Origin of the sequence: Chelatococcus sp. GCM10030263 (genome assembly GCF_042666455.1) — a bacterium.
Lineage (GTDB): Bacteria > Pseudomonadota > Alphaproteobacteria > Rhizobiales > Beijerinckiaceae > Chelatococcus.
The window spans coordinates 199875-217843 of the sequence record NZ_JBHTDB010000008.1 but is presented as its reverse complement, the minus strand read 5'-3'; the positions used below and the strand labels follow the sequence as shown (position 1 = coordinate 217843).

Genomic DNA, 17969 nt, shown 5'->3' with positions numbered 1-17969 from the left:
TGTCGTAACGCTCGCCTACGCCCGGTGGAAGCCGCTGTGCGGCAAGTTCGACTGCGGCGATATGGCGTTCATGATTTGTCATCCTTATCATGGTCTGATGAATTGGAGTGAAGTGCAGCGGCCGAGGTGGAGCCTTGCCCGGGTCGAGCGCGGGCCTGTTGAGTTGAGTTGCGTTCAGTGAGAGTTGCCCCGTTCCGCACGGCCGTCAGGCGGCCGCGCCGTCTGATCGGCATCCCCTCTGGGCTTCCCCTGGGAGCGCTGGGGATTGTGCTCGGCATGTTGGTGCTCGATGCGGGGGCGGCGAATGCCCAGACCGCCGGGCAGGCCGGTAAGGACAACGACCGCTCGTTCTTCGATTGGCTCTTCGGCCGCAAGAAGGAGCCTGAGCAGCCGAGCATCCCCGTACCCGATGCCGTCCCCTATACGCTCACCCTGAATGTCGCCGGCGATGACGACACCCTCACCGGGCGCCTTCGCGACAGCTCCAATCTGGAGGAACTGAAGGAGAGCCCGCCTTCCGGCGCCGAAGGCCTGGTGCAGCGCGCCGCGGCCGATCTGCCGCGCCTCTATGCGGCGCTCTCGGCACTCGGTTATTACGAGGGCAAGGTGACGATCACGGCCGCCGGCGCGGACGTGGATTCGCCGGCAGCGCCGGCCCGAATCAATGGCGCGCGTCGCGCCGGCCCCGTGCCCGTGGCGATCAACGTCGATCCCGGCCGGCGCTTCGTCTTCGGTAGCCTGCGCGCGGAAAACGCCGCGACGCGGCAGCCGGTCCCGCTACCCGAGGAATGGGAGAAGCTGAAGTTCACGGCCGGAGAGCCGGCGGAGAGCACCGTGGTGCTCGCGGCGGAGGCGGCACTCGTCGCCCGCTTCCGCGACTTGGGCTATGCCTTCGCCAAGGCCGTCAAGCGCAACGCGGTGGTCGATTTCGCATCCGACACCATGGACGTGACGCTACGCGTCGACCCCGGGCCGCTGGTGCATTTCGGCGAGGTCACGGTGTCGGGAACCGAACGCCTCAACCCCGACTTCATCCGCCGCAGGGTGACCTTTCAGCCGGGCGACGTCTTTTCCACCAAGGCGCTCGATGATTTCCGCCAGGATCTCAACGCCTACAACGTCTTCGATTCCATTCGCATCCGCGAGGGCACGGCGCTCGACGAGGAAGGCCAGCTGCCCATTACCGTGGACGTGAAGGAGCGGCTGCCGCGCTTCGTCGGCTTCGGCGCGCGCTATTCCAACACGGACGGGCCGGCGGTGAACGCCTATTGGGGGCACCGCAACCTGTTCGGCAATGCCGAGAGCCTCAGGCTCGACGCTACCGTCGGGGCAGGGCAGGGCGACATCAAGACGGCGACCGGCCAGGATGCCAGCTGGCGCGAGCGGCTCGGCTTCAATGTCGGCGCGACTTTTGAGAAGCCCGGCATCTTCACGGTCAAGGACGACCTCGTCGTCAAGGCCAATTTCCTGCGCAACGTCACGGAGAATTATACCCAGCAGGGCTTCATCGGCTCCATCGGCGTGCGGCGGAAGTTCTCGGACGAGCTGACCGGGCAAATCGGCCTCAGCTTCGAGCGTGCCAAATTCACCAATGTGGTGGATCCACTCGAGCGCAACGGCCGTTATTACACGCTGGTCGGGATTCCGATCGAAGCCACTTACGACACCACGGATTCCAAGCTCAATCCGACGCGGGGCTACAAGGTGACGGCTGCGGTGACGCCCTATCCGGCCCTTCTCGGTTCGACCGTGTCGATGACGGAGATGCACGGCTCGGTCTCCGGCTATCTCAGTTTCGACAAAGATTCGCGGTTTATTCTCGCGGGTCGCATCGGTATCGGCAGTATCGTCGGGGCGGATCTTTACGATATCCCCCCTCCGCATCGCTTCTATGCAGGCGGCGGCGGCTCGATCCGCGGCTACACCTACCAGAGCATCGGACCGAAGAACATTTTCGGCCGGGTGATCGGCGGACGAAGCCTGCTCGAGACCTCGCTGGAGATGCGTATGCGGGTGACGGAGACCATCGGCATCGTGCCCTTCATGGACGCCGGCGGCGCTTTCCGTGACAGCTTCCCGTCCTTCGACGAGGAGATCAAATACTCCGCGGGTCTCGGCCTGCGCTACTACACGAGCCTCGGGCCGCTGCGCCTCGACGTTGCGCGCGGCCTCAACCGGTCGCCCGGTGATCCGCCCTACGGCATCTATCTCAGTTTCGGACAGTCCTTCTGATGCGCTGGCCCTCCTTTCCCGCCCTGCGCGTTGTTCTAACCGCCATTGCCGGCATCATCGTGCTGGTCGGCGTCGGGCTCGTCGTACTGACGCGCACCGATTTCGGCCGGGCCGAACTCGCGCGGATGGTCGAGCGGCTGGCGAGTTCCGAGGGCATGACCATCCGGATCGGGCGGCTCGATGGAGCGCTCCCCGCGGAGATGCGGGTGACGGACGTCACCGTGGCGGACAGGCGCGGTGTCTGGCTCTCGCTCGATCGCGCCGATCTCTCCTGGCACCCCCTATCGCTCCTGAGCGGGCGCCTCGACATTCGGCAGCTGGCGCTCGGCCGGCTCGATGTCGCGCGCGCGCCGGAAAGCCAGCCGGCTCCGGCGGCACCGGCGGAGCCTTCCGCCGGCTTGCCGCGCCTGCCCGTCGGCGTCGCCGTCGAGCATTGGGAAGTGGCGCATCTCGCGCTCGGCGCGGCGCTCGTCGGTGCGCCGGCCGAGCTCGCGCTGAATGGCACGGCCCGGCTCGTCGATCCCGCGCAAGGCCTGGTCGCGGAGCTTCAGGCGCGACGCATCGACGGCACGGCGGGTGAGGCGCGTGCCCGGCTGCGCTATGTACCCGAGAGCAAAATGCTCGACGTCGACGTCGCGGCGAGCGAGCCGTCTGGCGGGCTCGTCTCGCGGCTTGCCGACCTGCGCGGGGCGCCGCCCGTTGCGCTTACCGTCACCGGCAGCGGCACGCTCGACGACTGGCGCGGACAGCTCAAGCTCGGGCTGGGCGACCGGGCCGGCGCCGAAGGCGAGGCGGTACTCAGGCGCGAGGGCGCCGGCCGCCGGCTCGATGTGAGCCTCAACGCCAATCTCGGCGCCGTGCTGCCGGCCAATGTCGAGCCTCTCGCCGGCCCGACGCAGCTGACGCTCGCCGCCTCCCTCGGCGACGACGGCGCTGTGACGGTGAGCCGCTTCACGGCCGAGAATGCAGCGCTGAAGGCGAATGGCTCGGGCAGCTACGCCGCCGATGGCGCTGTCACGGGCACAGCCCATGTGGAGACCGCCGGCTCCGCACCCTTTGCCGCCCTCCTGCCCATGGCCGTGATCGCCGACGGCAGCACCGCGCCGATCGCGGCGTGGCAGTCCGTGGTCGCGGACGTCACCCTCGGCGGAACAGGCGATGCGCCACAGGTGCGGCTCGCCCTCGACGGTCGCGGTGTGAGCCTCGTTGCGGCTGGCGAACGCTATGGCGCACAGGCCCTTACGCTTAATGCAACGGCCAACGGCGACGGTCTGCTGCTGGCGCCGGCCACGCGCTTTGCCACGACGCTCAGCGCCGTGGCAGATGGCCTTTCGGCCAGCGATCCGGCGGTCGCGGCGGCACTCGGCTCCCGCCTCACCCTGACCGCGCAGGGGACAGGCGACCGCAGCGGGCGCGTCGATGTCGACAATGCCCGGATCGAGGCGGCGCCGCTTGTCGCGACCTATGCCGGGCGGCTCGATGCTCAGGCGCTCGCCGGCCGGCTCACGATCGAGCGCGCCGATCTCGCCGCTCTCCGGGCGATCGCCCAGCGCGATCTCGGTGGCGAGGTGCGAATGGTCGCCGATGTCGATGCCGCCTATGATCTCAGCCGGCTGGTGGCGACGCTCGACGGCAGCGCCAGCCAGTTGCGGACAGGCATAGCCCAGCTCGACGGCCTCCTGGGAGGCCAAGCCACCGTCAAGGGCACGGTGCGGCGGGCGGCCGACGGCAGCTTCGGTTTCGAGACCTTCTCGGTCGATGGCGCCCATGCCTCGCTGATGGCGGATGGCTCCGCCACGGCCGACCGCGCCAATGTGGTCGCCAAGATCGCCTTGCCGGAGCTGCAGCATGTCGATCCGCGCCTTACCGGTCGCGGCGACGTCTCGGCCACCTTGACGGGCAGCCTCGCCAAGCTCGACGGACGCGCCGAGATCGCCATTCGCGATGCGCGCGCCCAAGGACGGCCGATCGAGCGGTTGACGCTCGACGTCACCGCCTCCGACATCCTGAAGGCGCCGAGCGGCAGCTTCACGCTGGACGGTGCGGTCGACGGCAAGCCGGCGCGCGGCAGCGGCCGATTTGCGCGAGAGGCATCCGGCGCGAGCCGTCTGGAGGCGCTCGACGTGACGCTCGGCTCGGTCGTGGTACGCGGGGCGCTCGCCGCCGATCCGGCGACGCTGGTCACGGGCCAACTAGCCGTGACGGCGGGCGATCTCGCCGATCTTTCGCCGCTCCTGCTGACCGACCTCGCCGGCCGGCTCGAGCTCATGGCGCAATTCGATGCCGCCGATGGCAAGCAGGCCGCGCATATCGCCGGTTCGGCGGCGCGGTTGCAGGCTTTCGGCCTGTCGCTCACCGGTGCGAAAATCGATGCGTCCGGCCGCGACCTCTGGCAGGCGCCGGCCTTCAACGGTGAGGTCACGGTCGACAATGCCGCGACCGGCGGCGTCAGCCTGTCGCGGGCGCGGCTCACCGCCCAGGGCAGCGGCACGACGACGGATGTGACGCTGAATGCGGTCGTGCAAGGCGCCGACCTCGCCGCTCAGGCACGGATCACGCCGGCTGCCGGCGGCCTCGATGCGGTGATCCGGCAGCTCACGTTGAGCCGCGGCCAGCGTATCACCCTTGCGCCGGATGCCAGGATCAGCCTGCGCAACGGCACGGTGACCTTGAGCGGGGTCGAGCTCGCCTCCGGTTCGGGGCGTCTCACCGTCGAAGGCTCGGCGGGTGCCAATCTCGATATTCGTGCGACGGCTCGGGCGCTGCCGCTCACGCTGGCCGAGCTTTTCGTGCCGGGACTTGGGGTGACGGGCGCGCTCAATGGCGATGTTGCCCTCTCCGGCCCAGCCGCCCAGCCGAATGGACGCTACACCATCACCGTCAGCAATCTGACGGCGTCGCAGATCCGCGACGCCGGGCTGCGGCCGCTCGGCATCACGGCGCAGGGCACGCTCGCCGGCGGGCGCGTCACGGTCGATGCGCGCGTCACGGGGCTCAGCGGCTCGAACATGCAGATCACGGGATCGGCGCCGCTCGGGGCGGGCAATCTCGATGTCGGCATGAACGGCCGCATCGACCTCGGCCTCCTCAATGCGCGCCTCTCCGCTTCTGGGCAGAACTTTACCGGCCAGGCCATCGCCGATTTGCGGATCCGCGGTACGGCAGCGGCACCCGCAGCCTCCGGCACCGTTCGGATTGCCAACGGCCGCTTCGAGGATGCGCTCAACGGCGTCTCCTTCAGCAATATCGAGGCGCTCATCACCGGATCCGAACGGGAGCTCGTGATCTCGAGGCTCACCGCCCGGGCGCGGAACGGCGGCTCGGTGACCGGCTCGGGGCGCGTGGCACTCGATCCGGCCGCGGGCTTTCCCGGCTCGATCGCCATCCGCGCCAGCAATGCCCAGCTCATGGCGAGCCCGGTCGTCAATGCGACCGCCAATGCGGATCTGACGATCGCCGGGGCGCTGGCGACGCGACCCACCGTGCGAGGCAGCGTGGACTTCTCTACCCTCGAAATCACCCTGCCGAAGCGCTTTCCCTATGCGGCCACACCGATCGACGTGCGCTATGTCAATGCGCCGCCTGCGGTGCGAGCCAGGCTCACGGCGGAGCGCAGGGAAGAGGCGGCGCAATCCGCCAATCCCTTCACCGCCACGCTCGATATCGCGCTTTCCGCCCGCAGCGGCATCGCGGTGCGCGGCCAGGGCATCAATGCCCAGCTCGGAGGCCAGGTCCGGCTCGGCGGCACGAGCGCCGCGCCGCAGGCGGACGGCGCCTTCACGCTGAGGCGCGGCACATTGTCGATCCTCGGCCGGCAGCTCACCTTCACCCGGGGCGAGGTGACGCTCGTCGGCGATTTCGATCCGGAGATCGATTTCGAGGCCGAATCGACCGCGAGCGGCATCACGGCGCGCGTGCTGGTGACGGGCAAGGCCTCCGCGCCGAAAATCGACTTCAGCTCCTCGCCGGAACTGCCGCGCGACGAGATCCTGGCGCGGCTGCTCTTCGGCCGTCCGTCAGGCGGGCTGTCGACCGGCCAGGCCATTCAGCTCGCGCAGGCCCTTGCCCAGCTCACGGGGGAGGGCGGCGGCCCGCTCGGCACGATCGGCTCGTCGCTCGGGCTCGATTCGATCGACCTCGGCACGACCAATGACGACGGGAGCGGCAGCGTCGCCGTCGGCATCGGCAAGCAGATCAACGATCGCATGCGGTTCAGCATCAAGCAGGGTGCTACGCCCGATTCGAGCCGGGCGGCCATCGACCTCGACCTCGGCCGCAACATCAAGCTCGAGGCCGAAGCCGGCACCGGCGGCGGCGCCGTAGGCATCGGCATGGAATGGAACTATTGACGGCGCCCACCGGTCACTGAATGGACGGGCAGCGGAACTGCCTCAGGTCCTGCGACCCGAAGGGATTGATGATGCTCGCTGCGCTTAAGCGGAGCGAGGCGCTGCGTGAGCCGACCGTATAGCGCAGGATGAAGCGGTCGAGGCTCTTGCCCTCGCGTTTAGGCTGGCCGGCGTCGACGAGCTGCAGGAAGGCCCAGGGTCCGTGCATCTCGATGCCATTCTCCTCGTTCTGGAGCCACGGCGTGAACTGCAGCTCGGCCGTCGGCTGCCCGTCAGGGGCTGGCCATTGCATCATCACCATGCGGGGCGGATCGTGCCGATATAGCAGCGTCTGGCCGCCGACGGAGAAGGTCATGGTCTCGGCGGCGGCGTCGAGACGCAGGGGCTCTAGGCCGAAGCGCAACGACGGCCTGTCCGGATTCTCATTGAAGAAGATGTCGCGGATACGCGCCGCCCGCTGAAATTGTTCCAGCGCGGCCTGATCGACGCCGACCTGCATGCCGTCTTTCGGCAGCACGCGCCACGAGGGGCCGCTCCTGTCGACGAAGGCCATGAGATATTCGGCAAAAAAGCGCGCCAGCCTGCCCTGCGGCCCGAACAGCAGCGTGAAGTCCTCCAGCGAGGCCGTGTCGCTCGCCTTGGCGACGAAGGGGTAGCGGCCGCTGGTGACCAGGCGGCAGAAGGGCTCGATGTCCCGCCAAGCGTTCTGCAAGCGCCCTGTCGTTGCGCTCGAACGGATCTGGGCCACATTGGCCGTCAGGTCGGAGACGATATGGGCGAGCGGTGGCGGCAGCGTAGAGGCCATGTCGAGAAGCTGACCGGCCGCGGAGGGGCCGGCATTGGGTGCAGGCGCCGCATCGGGCGGCAGCGCCGCTGCCTGCGCGAGCTGCCGTCCGAGTTCGCCCAGCGTGTCGATGAGCTGCTTGAGACGCGAGGGGCCGCCATCCGCCGGCCCGACAAGGTCGCGCAGCCAGGCAAAATGGGTGGCGACCGGATGCCCGGAGATGGACGGCTGTGTCGGCTTTGCCGCTCCGGCGGGAGACGCGGCCTGCTTCTGCCAGGGCTGGTCGAGATCGGTTTCATGGGCGGCGGAACGGTAGAGGGAATCGAGCGGCGAGGCGGGACCCGCGAGCTGGCTGAGCTCGGCCGCAGCCTGCTGCAGCGTGGCTGTCGGTGCCACCGTCAGGTCAGCTAAGAGGCTGTCCCAGCGGTTGATATATTCCACGAAGTAATCGTCGGCGATCTCCTGCTTCAGGACGCCGGCGAGTTTGGCGATATCTTTCTCGTCTGTGCCGAGCTGAATGACCCATCCGTCGCGAGCAAGCCGCGTGGCGACCTGATCGAGCGCCGGAGCGACGAGCGTGAAAAAGCCAGCCCTGGTGTAGAGGCCGGGAATGCCCTCGCCGAGCGCCTTGCCCGAAGGGCGGATCAGAAGCCGGCTCGCCAGCGGGCCCGCGACATCGACCGCGCGCCAGGGTGGAAGATCGCTCGCGCCCGGCAGGCTCTGCAGGGACGAGAAGCCCCGCTCGATCAAAGTCTCGAGCGACAGCTTCCGACGGACGGCAGTAATCAGCTCTTCATCGAGGGCGAGGTGCGGACGGCTGCCCTTGGTCAGCGAGCGGACGTGGCTGTCGAGCCGCGCGAGGGCCTCGGGATCGCGCGCGGGCAGGAAGGCGGCGGCCTCCTGTGCGACCCAGGCGGCAATCGCATCGGCGTCCCGAGGGCCGCGAGCACCGAGCATGAGGTAGACTTTCAAGGTCTCGAAGAGGTCTCGGATGGATCGGGCGTCGTCCGCCGATGGGGCAAAGCCCGCCAGGCGTTCTTCGGCATGCAGGATAAGGCGGGGCAGAAGCAGGCGATCGAGGGCACGGGCATAGGCCGCGCGATGGGCCTCGGCGAGAGCGTCCCTTCCACCGAAGGTCGGCAGTCGCGGCGCGATCGCGGCGGCACCGGCGACGCTTGCCCCGAGCGCATCGAGATGCGGCAGGATGGCGGTCAGGTCCGGGCCGCCGCGGTCCAACCGGCCGGCCGCGATCGCCGAGTCGGTGTGGGTGGTGGCAGCGTGCAGATCCACAAGCCGACCCTCAGCCGTGGAGAACTCCGATCGGCAGAGGAGCGCGAGGCCGAAAAGGCCGATCATCGTGACGACCAGTCCGGCGGCGCCGAGGCTTGCGCGCCAATGGGGCAACCGCCCGGTGACGAGGCCCGCTTCCGGGCTGAGCACATCCGGCACGAGGCGCGCCAGAAAATAGCCGGCGCCGGTGGGGGGGCGATCATCCGGCAGACGACCCAAGATGGAGCCACGGAATGCGAGGTTCTGGCGCATGGCTGGCAGCATGAGATCGAGCGTCCACCCTTCGCCCGCCTCAGCGGTTCGCGGCGCCACGAGATAGACGCCGCGCAGCCGCACTGGGCGGCCGCTCGCATGTCCCGCCGTCAGGCTCCGTGCGAGGCTCGTGACCGCTTCCAGGCAAACCGCGAGCTGGGCGGGAAATTCCAGCATGCGCGCGCGATGCCGGATGTCGCGTTCGGTCCCGATTTGGTGCAGCGCGTGCCGTGCAAGCCGTCGGACGAAAGTCTCGATTTCGGAGGCGAGCTTCGCCTTCCGGACAGGTGCCGCCGGGCTGCGCTTGTCGGCGGTGAAGGGCAGTGTGACACCGAGCGGCTTGCCGCGCTCGGACGGCTCGAGATGTGCGAAGCTGTCGGTGAAACCCGGCACATGATCGACCTCGGTCAAGAGAAGATAGACTGGTGGCGAGGATCCGGTGACGCGGATCGTCTCCTCGAGCCGGCGGCGCAACCGGCTGCCGAGTTCCGTTCGTGCAGGCTCATCGCGCGCGGCGAGATCCGCGAGGCCGAGCAGGAGTATAATTCCATTCAGTGGCTGCTGTGGCCGCAAGCGCTTGACGAGCCGGAGCACGTGACGGAACAGGGTATCGGCCACGGCTTCGCCGCCGAGGAAATGGTCGGACGTGTCGATCACGACCGCATCATGGCCTGTCCAGAGCTGCACGGCGTCCGCCCAGTCGTCGGGGGCGGGGTCGTCGATCGGGCCGGCCGACATGCGCGAGAGCCCGGCCTCTGCGAGAACGGTCGCTCTGTCGCTGCATGGCGGGCCGAGCATCAGGTACCAGGGATGGCGATAGGCCGGCGCATGCAGCCAGGCGCCCGCATGCCTCATGCGGCGCAGGGCGGCCTTGAAGCGCATCCGAAGGAGCGCGAGCTCGGCCGCCACCATGTCCCGGTCGGGGCGATGATCGTGTCCGCCGGCCTCGAGTTCTCTGTGCTGCGCGCGCAGCTCGAACAGGACGAGACCGGCAATCGCCGCGATGAGGATGGCGCCCATGGCGAGGGTGCGCACCAGCGGCCCGGCGAACGGCCGCGCATCACCGAGGCTCGCCAGCGGACCGGCGAACCAGATGACGGCGCATAATTCGAGCGCCAAAAGCAGAACGACCACCCAGCGGCCGAGGCGAAGATTGGGCATGCGCGGTTTCCGTGCGCTTGTCGGCCACGGCAGCGAGGCGGGGGGATGTGCGGCTGCCGGGCGGATGTCTACGGAAGGATGATCTCGATGCGTCGGTTGAGCGCACGTCCTTCGGATGTTGCGTTGCTGGCGAGTGGTTCTGTGTCGCCGCGGCTCTCGACCGTGATGCGGGTGTCTTCGCCGAGCCGGCTACGCAACGCCTCGGCCACCGCCTCGGCCCGCTTCAGCGCGAGCACGGTGTTGGACGGAAACTCGCGCGTGTTGATCGGCTGATTGTCGGCATGACCGACGACCAGGAGCGGCCCCGGATCAGCACCGAGGGCCGCGGCGATGGTGTCGATCAGTCCCTCGGCCGTCGGTGCGATCGTTGCCTTGCCGCTCGCGAACAACCCGGTGCCGGCGACCCGGACCATGACCCTGCCGCCCTTCTCGACGACGGTGAGGAGCCCGGCCTGCTCTTCCTTCGCCAGGAGCCGATGGATACGGACTTGCGGCGCTTCGGCCGGCTCGGCGGGTTTCGGCGGGGCCTCGGCGGTTGCAGGCAGGGGCGGTGGCGGCGGCGCGAGCGGGCGCAGGCGGGAGACGGTGCCCGGCACGAGGCGGGAGACTTCGCGCGCCGCTGCATGCAGATCCGAGACCAGCACGGCAATAGTCGCCGCGCAGAGAATGGCGGTGAGCAGCGCCGTGATGGCCGCCGCCACGGCGGCGGTGCGCGAAAGAGAGGGCGCGCGATAGGGATTGGCGGCGCAGGCCGCGCGCTGGAAGGGATCCTCCGTCCCCCGAACATGGTCGATCGCGCGGTGCAGCTCGGCCCTGACCCGCTCGAGCTGCACCTGTCCGCCGGGCAGCACGCGGAACTTGCCCTGGAAGCCGACGGCGAGGCAGACCGCAAGGAGCTCGAGAAGATCGATGTGGCGGGCCGGGTCGTGCATGAGCTGCGCAAGCAGATCGAAAAAGCGCTCGCCGCTCCAGGCCTCGCTGAAAAGCAGGCTGACGAGGGTGTTGCTTGCCCAGATGTCGGCGCCCGCCCAAGGCATATTGAGTGCAAGATCGTCGAAGGTGGCCGCGAGCGCGTAGCAGACGGAGGCACGTATCTGCCGATCGAGGCGGGTATCGCTGCCGATCGTGCGGAGCTCGTCCATGATAATGCCCCTCAGATCGGCAACGTCGTCGGTCGCGAGATCCGGGAACCGGCCGGCGAGCCATGTCAGCCGGGAGGCCGCGGCCAGAAGGGGATTGGCGGCGGCCGTCGTCAGGGCTCGCCGCGCTGCGGCCTTAGCCACGGGTGGCAGGTCCCGCGGGCCCTCGACATCGCGCTGGGCCGCGCAGAGCGGCCGTGCGCCGGCGGCCGCATCCGGGGCCGCGCCGAATTCTGGGAGATGGTGTTCGGCGAAGGGATTGTCGGTCGGCATGTCAGCCCTTCAGAGCCCAGAGCTCCATCGCAAGCTCCGGGAAGTCACCCGTGACGTGTACGGCGATCGTTCGGGATGCTGCGATCTGCTTCCACAGCGGATTGGCGTGGTCGCATTCGAAATAGGACGTGCCGGCCACATAGCGGATCTGGCGCGGCGCAACGGGCAGCGCCCGCAGCCTGACCCCCGGAAGGGCGGCATTGATGAGGTTCTGGATCTGATCGGGAGGGCCGATCTTGACCTGTGCGGGAAAGCCGCGCAGCAGCCGTTCGGTCGCTATCTCGGCCCGCACCGCGAGCACGAATGTCGCGCGGGCGAAGAGGTCGGCATCATTCACCTGACCGAGACGCACGCCATGGGCCTGCTCGACGAGGGGAATGAGGACGGCCGGCTGGTCGAGCGACAGGCTCAGGTCCTGGCGTATGGCGGCGACGACGGGTGCAAAGCTGGCCTGCAGGTCCTCGTGGCGATAGCGCGGACAATCCGCTGGTCGGCGGCCTGCGCGGGCCAAGGTGGCAAGCTCCCCGGCGAGCGCGATCGCGAGCCGGAACACCTCCTCCGGATGATGCAGCCCCGATTGGCTGATGTGGTGGAACTGCGGACGGTAACGGTTGATGGTCTGCATGAGCATGAGATCGGCGGCGCTCGCGCCCATGAGATCGGGACCGAGATCCTGCGCGAGAACCTCGCCGCGCTGCAGCAGGAGGCCATCGATATCGGTCACCAGGCCCGCCAAGGCGGTGGCGGCAGCCGTGGTGAGCACGGGCGGGATATGGGCGTCGTCGAGGTGGGCCGGCGCGCCCGCCGGAACATCGGCAATGCGGGCCACGGGAATGGCGAGCTGCTGCGGGCGGGCCGCCTCGGCCAGCGTGTAGCGCAGCCGGAGCTTGGCGACCCTGATCTCGGCGGGTAACCCCGAACCGCCATGCGCGTCCTCCACCTCGACCGTAACGGGCCGATAGCGCGCCGGCGTCTGCGTGTCGGCCTCCTCGGCCATTTCCACGGAACCCGAGCGCCGCAAGGGCAGAGTGAGATAAACGAGCGTGTTCCTGAGCCCCTCCGGGAGGGCGATCGGCGCAAGATCCCCGTCGCCGTCATCAAGCGTAAAAGGCGTTCCGTCCTCGAAAACGCCCGTACAGCGTCGCAGGCCAAAATGGCGGGTCGCGAGCAGATCGCGGTCGATCTCGAGTTCCGTCAAACCCCAGCCGTATGGCCGCATGACATGCACGCGCTGCCGGACCAGTTGCTCGAAATAACGCGACTCCTGCTGAAAATGCTGTGGCCGAACGAACATGCCTTCCGACCAGACGACCCTATTGTAATTCGCCATACTCTTTCAGTATTCCAATCATAAAGCTGCAATATGGGAATGACTATCGGTCCGCTTCTATCGAAATACCCGTCGCATCGGCCACAATGCGAATAGCGACGGACTTTCCGGGGGCCGTCCGTGCCAGCGCCCGCCAGGTCACATTCGCGAAACGCGCCAGTCCGGCGACAGCGCCGATAGCCGAGGTGCGTGGGGCCAAATTGATCGAGATCATCTTGGTGCTCGCGGGCTGCAGGATGACGGAGTGGCGGGCCAAAAGCGCATCACCGAGTGTCTTGTCCGCATCCTCGTAGAGGGCCGAAAAGCCCGCCTCGGCAAATTCGGTTTCCGAGGCGAGCTCGAAGACATGGACGACGACGGGTGACGGTCGCCCGTCACCATCTGGATTGATCACGGCACCCGCGACCAAGGTCGCTTTCAGCACCGCCGGCGCATGGGGGGTGAGCAAGGCGCATGCTCCCACGGTCGCGAGGACCCCCATCAGCGTCGGCACGGAGACCGCTCCCTTCAGGCCGTCAACGAGGCTCGGCCACCACAGTCGGGGTGAGCGAGCCGTTGCCATACGGTGAACTCGACGTGATAGGTTCATGCCCGGCCCAATACAATACGACATGTAAACACCGCTGAAATTCAGGAAATATCTTGGATTTCCATCGGCTATTGTCCTAATGCAGTGTAACGTTATCGCTACAAGAGATTTCGTTCTTTGGCTTGTTCTGATATTTGACATCATAGACGCTCTGTATTCATATAGTTAGAAGAAACGACCGTGCATGCCGCGCATTTTTGCTGTCGATCTGGGCGTCATGTCATATCAGGGCTGGATTTCTATAGAATCGGTGTGCTAGCGAGGGCAGTATTCAAACTGACCTGTTCGATCCAGCCTCTCGGCCTGTCATCGGTCAAGTTAAGATATTGATATTATCGATGTTAATGCCGCTGGAATCTGCGGTGTTCTTGCTTTGCGGAGCGAGGGTCTCGTATCCCTCAGTTGTCGTAGGGGTTTCAATGCCGCCAGCTGCTCGTATCACCGATCGCGTTCGTCAGATGCAGCCGCATTGCCATGCCCCCATCCATCCGGCTGCGCCCGTGCCTGCACCTTGCTCGCATCCTGGCCTGCCGCTTGCCTTGATCAAGGGGGAGCCGCGCGTCCTCATCGGCAGCCTGCCGGCCGTGCGGATCGGGGACGTCTCGCTGCCCTGCCAGCTGCCCGGCTGCTTGCCGGGAGGTCCGGGCGTGGTGACCGGCGGCTCGCGCACGGTTCTGATCGGCGGCCTGCCGGCGGCGCGCGTCGGCGATGCCACCACGCATCCCGCCTGTGTCGCGCCGATACCGGCACCGAGCGGGCGAATATTGCCGCCTGGATCCACTACGGTGGTCATCGGCGGGTGACGGCATGCGCATGACCCACCTGCGGGCGCTGGCGCCCGTCTGTCCCCAATGTCTCGCCGAGCAGCTCCACGACACCGGCTGCCCGGAGCCGCGGCCGCTGGAGCTCGAGGAGGGCGACGGGCAGGCAGAAGAGATCGAATGCGGTCTACTCAGATGCCTGGCATGTAACGCCGGCTATCCTATCCTCGCCGGACTCCCTGTGCTCGTGCCGGACCCGGCGCGCTTCATCGCCGACCATCTCGTCTATTTTCTTTTGCCGGCAGATCTGCCCGAGGCTCTCGAGAATTGGCTGGGGGAGGCGCTCGGCGGCTCCGGCTGGCACGAGGCCATGCGGCGCCACTGTTCGACCTATGGATGGGACCACTACGGCGATTGCGATCCCGATGAGGCGACCTGCGATGCGGCCTCCCGCCCGGGCAGTGCGGTCAGGTCGCTGGCCGTCGCGTTCGAGAACCTGGCCGCGGCGCCGCACGGGCCCGTTCTCGACGTCGGCTGCGGTGCCGGCCGTGCAAGCTTTGCCCTCGCCGAACAGGTGAGGGGCCTCGTGCTCGGCATCGATCTCAATGTGCCGCTGCTGCGCCTTGCCCGCCAGGCGCTTCACACGGGCGAGGTGGTCTATCCCCGCCGCGATCTAGGCCGCGCCTATGCGCGCCGGCGGGTGCCCTTCTCTGCGGCCTGCGGCAGGCAGGTCGACTTCTGGATTGCCGATGCACAGCAGCCACCCTTCACGCGCGGGCGCTTCGGCGCGCTGGCTGCGCTGAACATGGTCGATTGCCTGGAGCGGCCGGCCGAGGCGCTTGCGGCGCTCAGGCGGGTGCTCGCCGACGGCGGGCGGGCGATCATCAGCGTCCCATACGACTGGGCGGAGGCTGTGACGCCGGTGAGCGAGTGGATCGCCGGTGCCGGGGGATCGCAATCGGACGAGACCGACGCGGAGGCGGAACTCCGCACGAAGGCGACCGCCGCCGGCTTTCGCATCGTGCAGGAATGGCCGCACCAGCCCTGGCGGTTGCGCCTGCATCGGCGAGCCAGCGTGACCTACGACACGCATGTCCTCGTGCTCGCACCGGACGAGACCCTCGATGGAGCCATTCCGTGATGGATGCCGGTCTGCTGCAAAGCCTCGTGGTGAAGCTCGGTCCGCTCTGTCGCCGAAGCCTGGAAGCCGCCGTGGGGCTTGCCGTGACGCAGGGGCACTTCAATGTGGAGGTCGAGCACTGGCTGCTATCTCTGCTGGAGATAGACGACAGCGATCTGGCGATCCTGGTCGACGACAGCGGAGCGGACCGCGTTCGGCTCCAGCAGGATCTGCGCCGCACGCTCGCCGGCCTGCGCGGCGGCAGTAGCCGCGCGCCTGGCTTCTCGCCGGATCTGGTGAAGCTCGCGCGCGAGGCCTGGGTCGTTGCGTCGCTGAAGCATGACGCGCTGAGGGTTCGCTCAGTCCATCTGCTCGAGGCGCTACTTGCCGATCCGGGGTTGAGGGCGGTGGCCCAGCGCGCCTCGGAGGAGGTTGCGCGGCTCAGCCCCGAAGGGGTCGCATCGCATCTCTCCGGGCTCGATGCGCGATCGGGCGAGGTGGGTGCGGCCGAGACGCCGGTGAAGCGCAAGCCGGCCGACGGCGCGACCGCGATTGCACGTTTCACGACGGATCTCACGGCACTCGCCCGGGAGGGGCGGCTCGATCCCGTGATCGGCCGTGACCGGGAGATCCGCCAGCTCGTCGACATCCTCACGCGCCGACGCCAGAACAATCCCATTCTCACGGGCGAGGCGGGCGTCGGCAAGACCGCGGTCGTCGAGGGCCTGGCGCTCGCCATCGTCGCCGGAGACGTCCCGCCGGCGCTCGGCGGAACGCGGCTCCTCGCGCTCGATCTCGGCCTGCTGCAGGCCGGGGCGGGCATGAAAGGCGAGTTCGAACAACGGCTCAAGGATCTGATCGCCGAGATCCAGGGAGCGAGCACGCCGGTCACCCTCTTCATCGACGAGGCGCATATGCTGATCGGTGCGGGCGCGGCGCCCGGCCAGGGCGATGCCGCAAATCTTCTGAAGCCGCTGCTCGCGCGTGGCGAGTTGCGCACCATAGCGGCGACCACCTGGGGCGAGTACAAGAAATACATCGAGCGCGATCCCGCACTGACGCGCCGGTTTCAGGTGGTCAAGGTCGAGGAGCCCTGCGACGCGACGGCGGTCGACATGCTTCGCGGCCTGCAGGGGAGCCTCGAACGGCACCACGGCGTGCAGATCCTCTCCGGGGCGCTCGACGAGGCGGTGCGCCTCGCGCGGCGCTATCTGCCCAGCCGCCAGTTGCCCGACAAGGCGATCAGTCTGCTCGATACGGCCTGTGCGCGCGTCGCGATGAGTCGGTCCGTCAGCCCGGAGCCGCTCCTCGGCCTTCGTCGGGAACTCGCCGCAATCGAGGCGCGGCTCGCCGCCGCGCAGCGCGAAGCAGCCGTGGGGCTCGAGCCCCCGACCGATATGGCCGGCCTCTGGGCCGCCCGCGAGGATATTGCCCGGCAGCTCGCTGGGCTCGATGCGCGCTGGCGTGCGGAGCGGGACCTCGCCGAGCGCGTGCTCGCCGGGCGGGTGCGGCTCGCCGAGACAGCCGACGCCGAGGAGCATGCGCGCCGCCGCGCGACGCAAGCCGGGCTGGAGGCGGAGCTTGCCGCATTGCAAGGCGAGATGCCGCTCCTGCGCATCGCCGTCGACGGCCAAGCGGTCGCGGAGGTCGCGAGCGCCTGGACCGGCATCCCGCTCGGGCGCATGTTGCGCGACGAGATCCGTTCCGTGTTGTCGCTGCGCGAAGCGCTGGCCGTGCGCGTTGTCGGGCAGCCCCATGCCCTCGATGCGATCGCCCGGACGATCTGGACCTCACGGGCGAAGCTCACCGATCCGCGCAAGCCGCTCGGTGTCTTCCTGATGGTGGGCACGAGCGGCACCGGCAAGACGGAGACGGCGCTGGCGCTCGCCGACCAGATCTATGGCGGCGAGCAGGCGCTGACCGTGATCACCATGTCCGAATTCAAGGAGGAGCATAAAGTATCGACGCTGACGGGCTCGCCGCCCGGCTATGTCGGCTATGGCGAGGGCGGCTTGCTGACGGAGGCCGCGCGGCGCAGGCCCCATTCCGTGCTTCTGCTCGACGAGATGGAGAAGGCGCACCCCGGCGTGCAGGACGTCTTCTACCAGCTCTTCGACAAGGGCAGCCTGCGCGACGGCGAAGGTCGCGACGTCGACTTCCGCAACATGGTCGTGATCATGACGGCCAATGTCGGATCCGAACTCATCAGTCGGCTATGGGAGGAGGCTGATCCGCCTCCGGATGTGGACAGGCTGGCGGAGCTGCTGCTGCCGGAGCTCACCAAGGTGTTCAAGCCGGCCTTTCTCGGGCGTGTCACGGTGGTGCCCTATCTGCCGCTCGACGCCGCGACGATCGGTCGGATCATCAGCTTGCAGCTCGATCGGGTCGCCGCGCGCTACCGCGCTGTCTACCAGACGGAGCTCTCGTGGTCGCCGGAGGTTTTCCACCTGATCGAGGCGCGATGCCGAACGCGCGACAGCGGCGCTCGCGGCGTGGAACAGATGCTGACGCAGGAGCTCCTGCCGGCACTTTCCGGCGCCTTGCTCGAACGGCTCGCTAGCGGCGGTGTTGCGGGAGGAATTAAGATCAGCGTGCGCAGTGATCGCTTTCATATTGCGTTCGTTTAAGACAGTTTTTCGTATTTCACTTAATTCAAATAGAAATGAATATAATACATCTTGTAATGCAA

At 67.9% G+C, this 17969-nt stretch carries 9 protein-coding genes; 5 read left to right on the top strand and 4 right to left on the bottom strand.

Annotated elements, in window-relative coordinates:
* Positions 1 to 276 precede the first annotated feature (276 nt).
* Both ACFQU1_RS18510 and ACFQU1_RS18505 read left to right on the top strand, forming a co-directional pair.
* Positions 277 to 2232 carry an autotransporter assembly complex family protein gene (locus ACFQU1_RS18510; RefSeq protein WP_378135516.1) on the top strand — a complete coding sequence of 652 codons (1956 nt, stop codon included), beginning with the start codon at positions 277 to 279 and terminating at the stop codon, positions 2230 to 2232.
* Positions 2232 to 6581 (top strand): translocation/assembly module TamB domain-containing protein, encoded by a 4350-nt coding sequence (locus ACFQU1_RS18505; protein ID WP_378135360.1) that lies wholly within the window; start codon positions 2232 to 2234, stop codon positions 6579 to 6581. Before ACFQU1_RS18510 ends, ACFQU1_RS18505 begins: the two co-directional genes overlap by 1 nt.
* 13 nt (positions 6582 to 6594) lie before the next feature.
* Here ACFQU1_RS18505 and tssM read toward each other — a convergent pair whose 3' ends face one another.
* From tssM to tssJ, 4 genes are all read right to left on the bottom strand, one after another.
* On the bottom strand, positions 6595 to 10068 hold the full coding sequence (tssM, locus tag ACFQU1_RS18500; RefSeq protein WP_378135358.1) for a type VI secretion system membrane subunit TssM: 3474 nt from the start codon (positions 10066 to 10068) through the stop codon (positions 6595 to 6597).
* Positions 10069 to 10136: 68 nt separating this feature from the next.
* Entirely contained in the window at positions 10137 to 11480 is a 1344-nt protein-coding gene (gene tssL, locus ACFQU1_RS18495) for a type VI secretion system protein TssL, long form (RefSeq protein WP_378135356.1), read from the bottom strand.
* A 1-nt stretch (position 11481) separates the two neighbouring features.
* The gene (tssK, locus tag ACFQU1_RS18490) at positions 11482 to 12810 is read right to left on the bottom strand and encodes a type VI secretion system baseplate subunit TssK (RefSeq protein WP_378135354.1); all 1329 of its coding nucleotides are present in this window, start codon (positions 12808 to 12810) and stop codon (positions 11482 to 11484) included.
* A 43-nt stretch (positions 12811 to 12853) separates the two neighbouring features.
* The gene (gene tssJ, locus ACFQU1_RS18485) at positions 12854 to 13303 is read right to left on the bottom strand and encodes a type VI secretion system lipoprotein TssJ (RefSeq protein WP_378135352.1); all 450 of its coding nucleotides are present in this window, start codon (positions 13301 to 13303) and stop codon (positions 12854 to 12856) included.
* A gap of 596 nt (positions 13304 to 13899) precedes the next feature.
* Here tssJ and ACFQU1_RS18480 point away from each other — a divergent pair.
* Genes ACFQU1_RS18480 through tssH form a run of 3 tightly spaced genes read left to right on the top strand, consistent with a single transcriptional unit; the run spans position 13900 to position 17907 of the window.
* Positions 13900 to 14202 carry a PAAR domain-containing protein gene (locus tag ACFQU1_RS18480; RefSeq protein WP_378135350.1) on the top strand — a complete coding sequence of 101 codons (303 nt, stop codon included), beginning with the start codon at positions 13900 to 13902 and terminating at the stop codon, positions 14200 to 14202.
* A 4-nt stretch (positions 14203 to 14206) separates the two neighbouring features.
* Positions 14207 to 15301 (top strand): methyltransferase domain-containing protein, encoded by a 1095-nt coding sequence (locus ACFQU1_RS18475; RefSeq protein ID WP_378135348.1) that lies wholly within the window; start codon positions 14207 to 14209, stop codon positions 15299 to 15301.
* On the top strand, positions 15301 to 17907 hold the full coding sequence (gene tssH, locus ACFQU1_RS18470; protein ID WP_378135514.1) for a type VI secretion system ATPase TssH: 2607 nt from the start codon (positions 15301 to 15303) through the stop codon (positions 17905 to 17907). Before ACFQU1_RS18475 ends, tssH begins: the two co-directional genes overlap by 1 nt.
* The last annotated feature ends 62 nt before the right edge of the window (positions 17908 to 17969 follow it).

What these genes read in the sequence shown, in the direction of transcription:
- ACFQU1_RS18510 (WP_378135516.1), top strand. Translation starts at nt 277, where the DNA reads ATGTTGGTGCTCGATGCGGGGGCGGCGAATGCCCAGACCGCCGGGCAG.
- ACFQU1_RS18505 (WP_378135360.1), top strand. Translation starts at nt 2,232, where the DNA reads ATGCGCTGGCCCTCCTTTCCCGCCCTGCGCGTTGTTCTAACCGCCATT.
- tssM (WP_378135358.1), bottom strand. Translation starts at nt 10,068, where the DNA reads ATGCCCAATCTTCGCCTCGGCCGCTGGGTGGTCGTTCTGCTTTTGGCG.
- tssL (WP_378135356.1), bottom strand. Translation starts at nt 11,480, where the DNA reads ATGCCGACCGACAATCCCTTCGCCGAACACCATCTCCCAGAATTCGGC.
- tssK (WP_378135354.1), bottom strand. Translation starts at nt 12,810, where the DNA reads ATGGCGAATTACAATAGGGTCGTCTGGTCGGAAGGCATGTTCGTTCGG.
- ACFQU1_RS18475 (WP_378135348.1), top strand. Translation starts at nt 14,207, where the DNA reads ATGCGCATGACCCACCTGCGGGCGCTGGCGCCCGTCTGTCCCCAATGT.
- tssH (WP_378135514.1), top strand. Translation starts at nt 15,301, where the DNA reads ATGGATGCCGGTCTGCTGCAAAGCCTCGTGGTGAAGCTCGGTCCGCTC.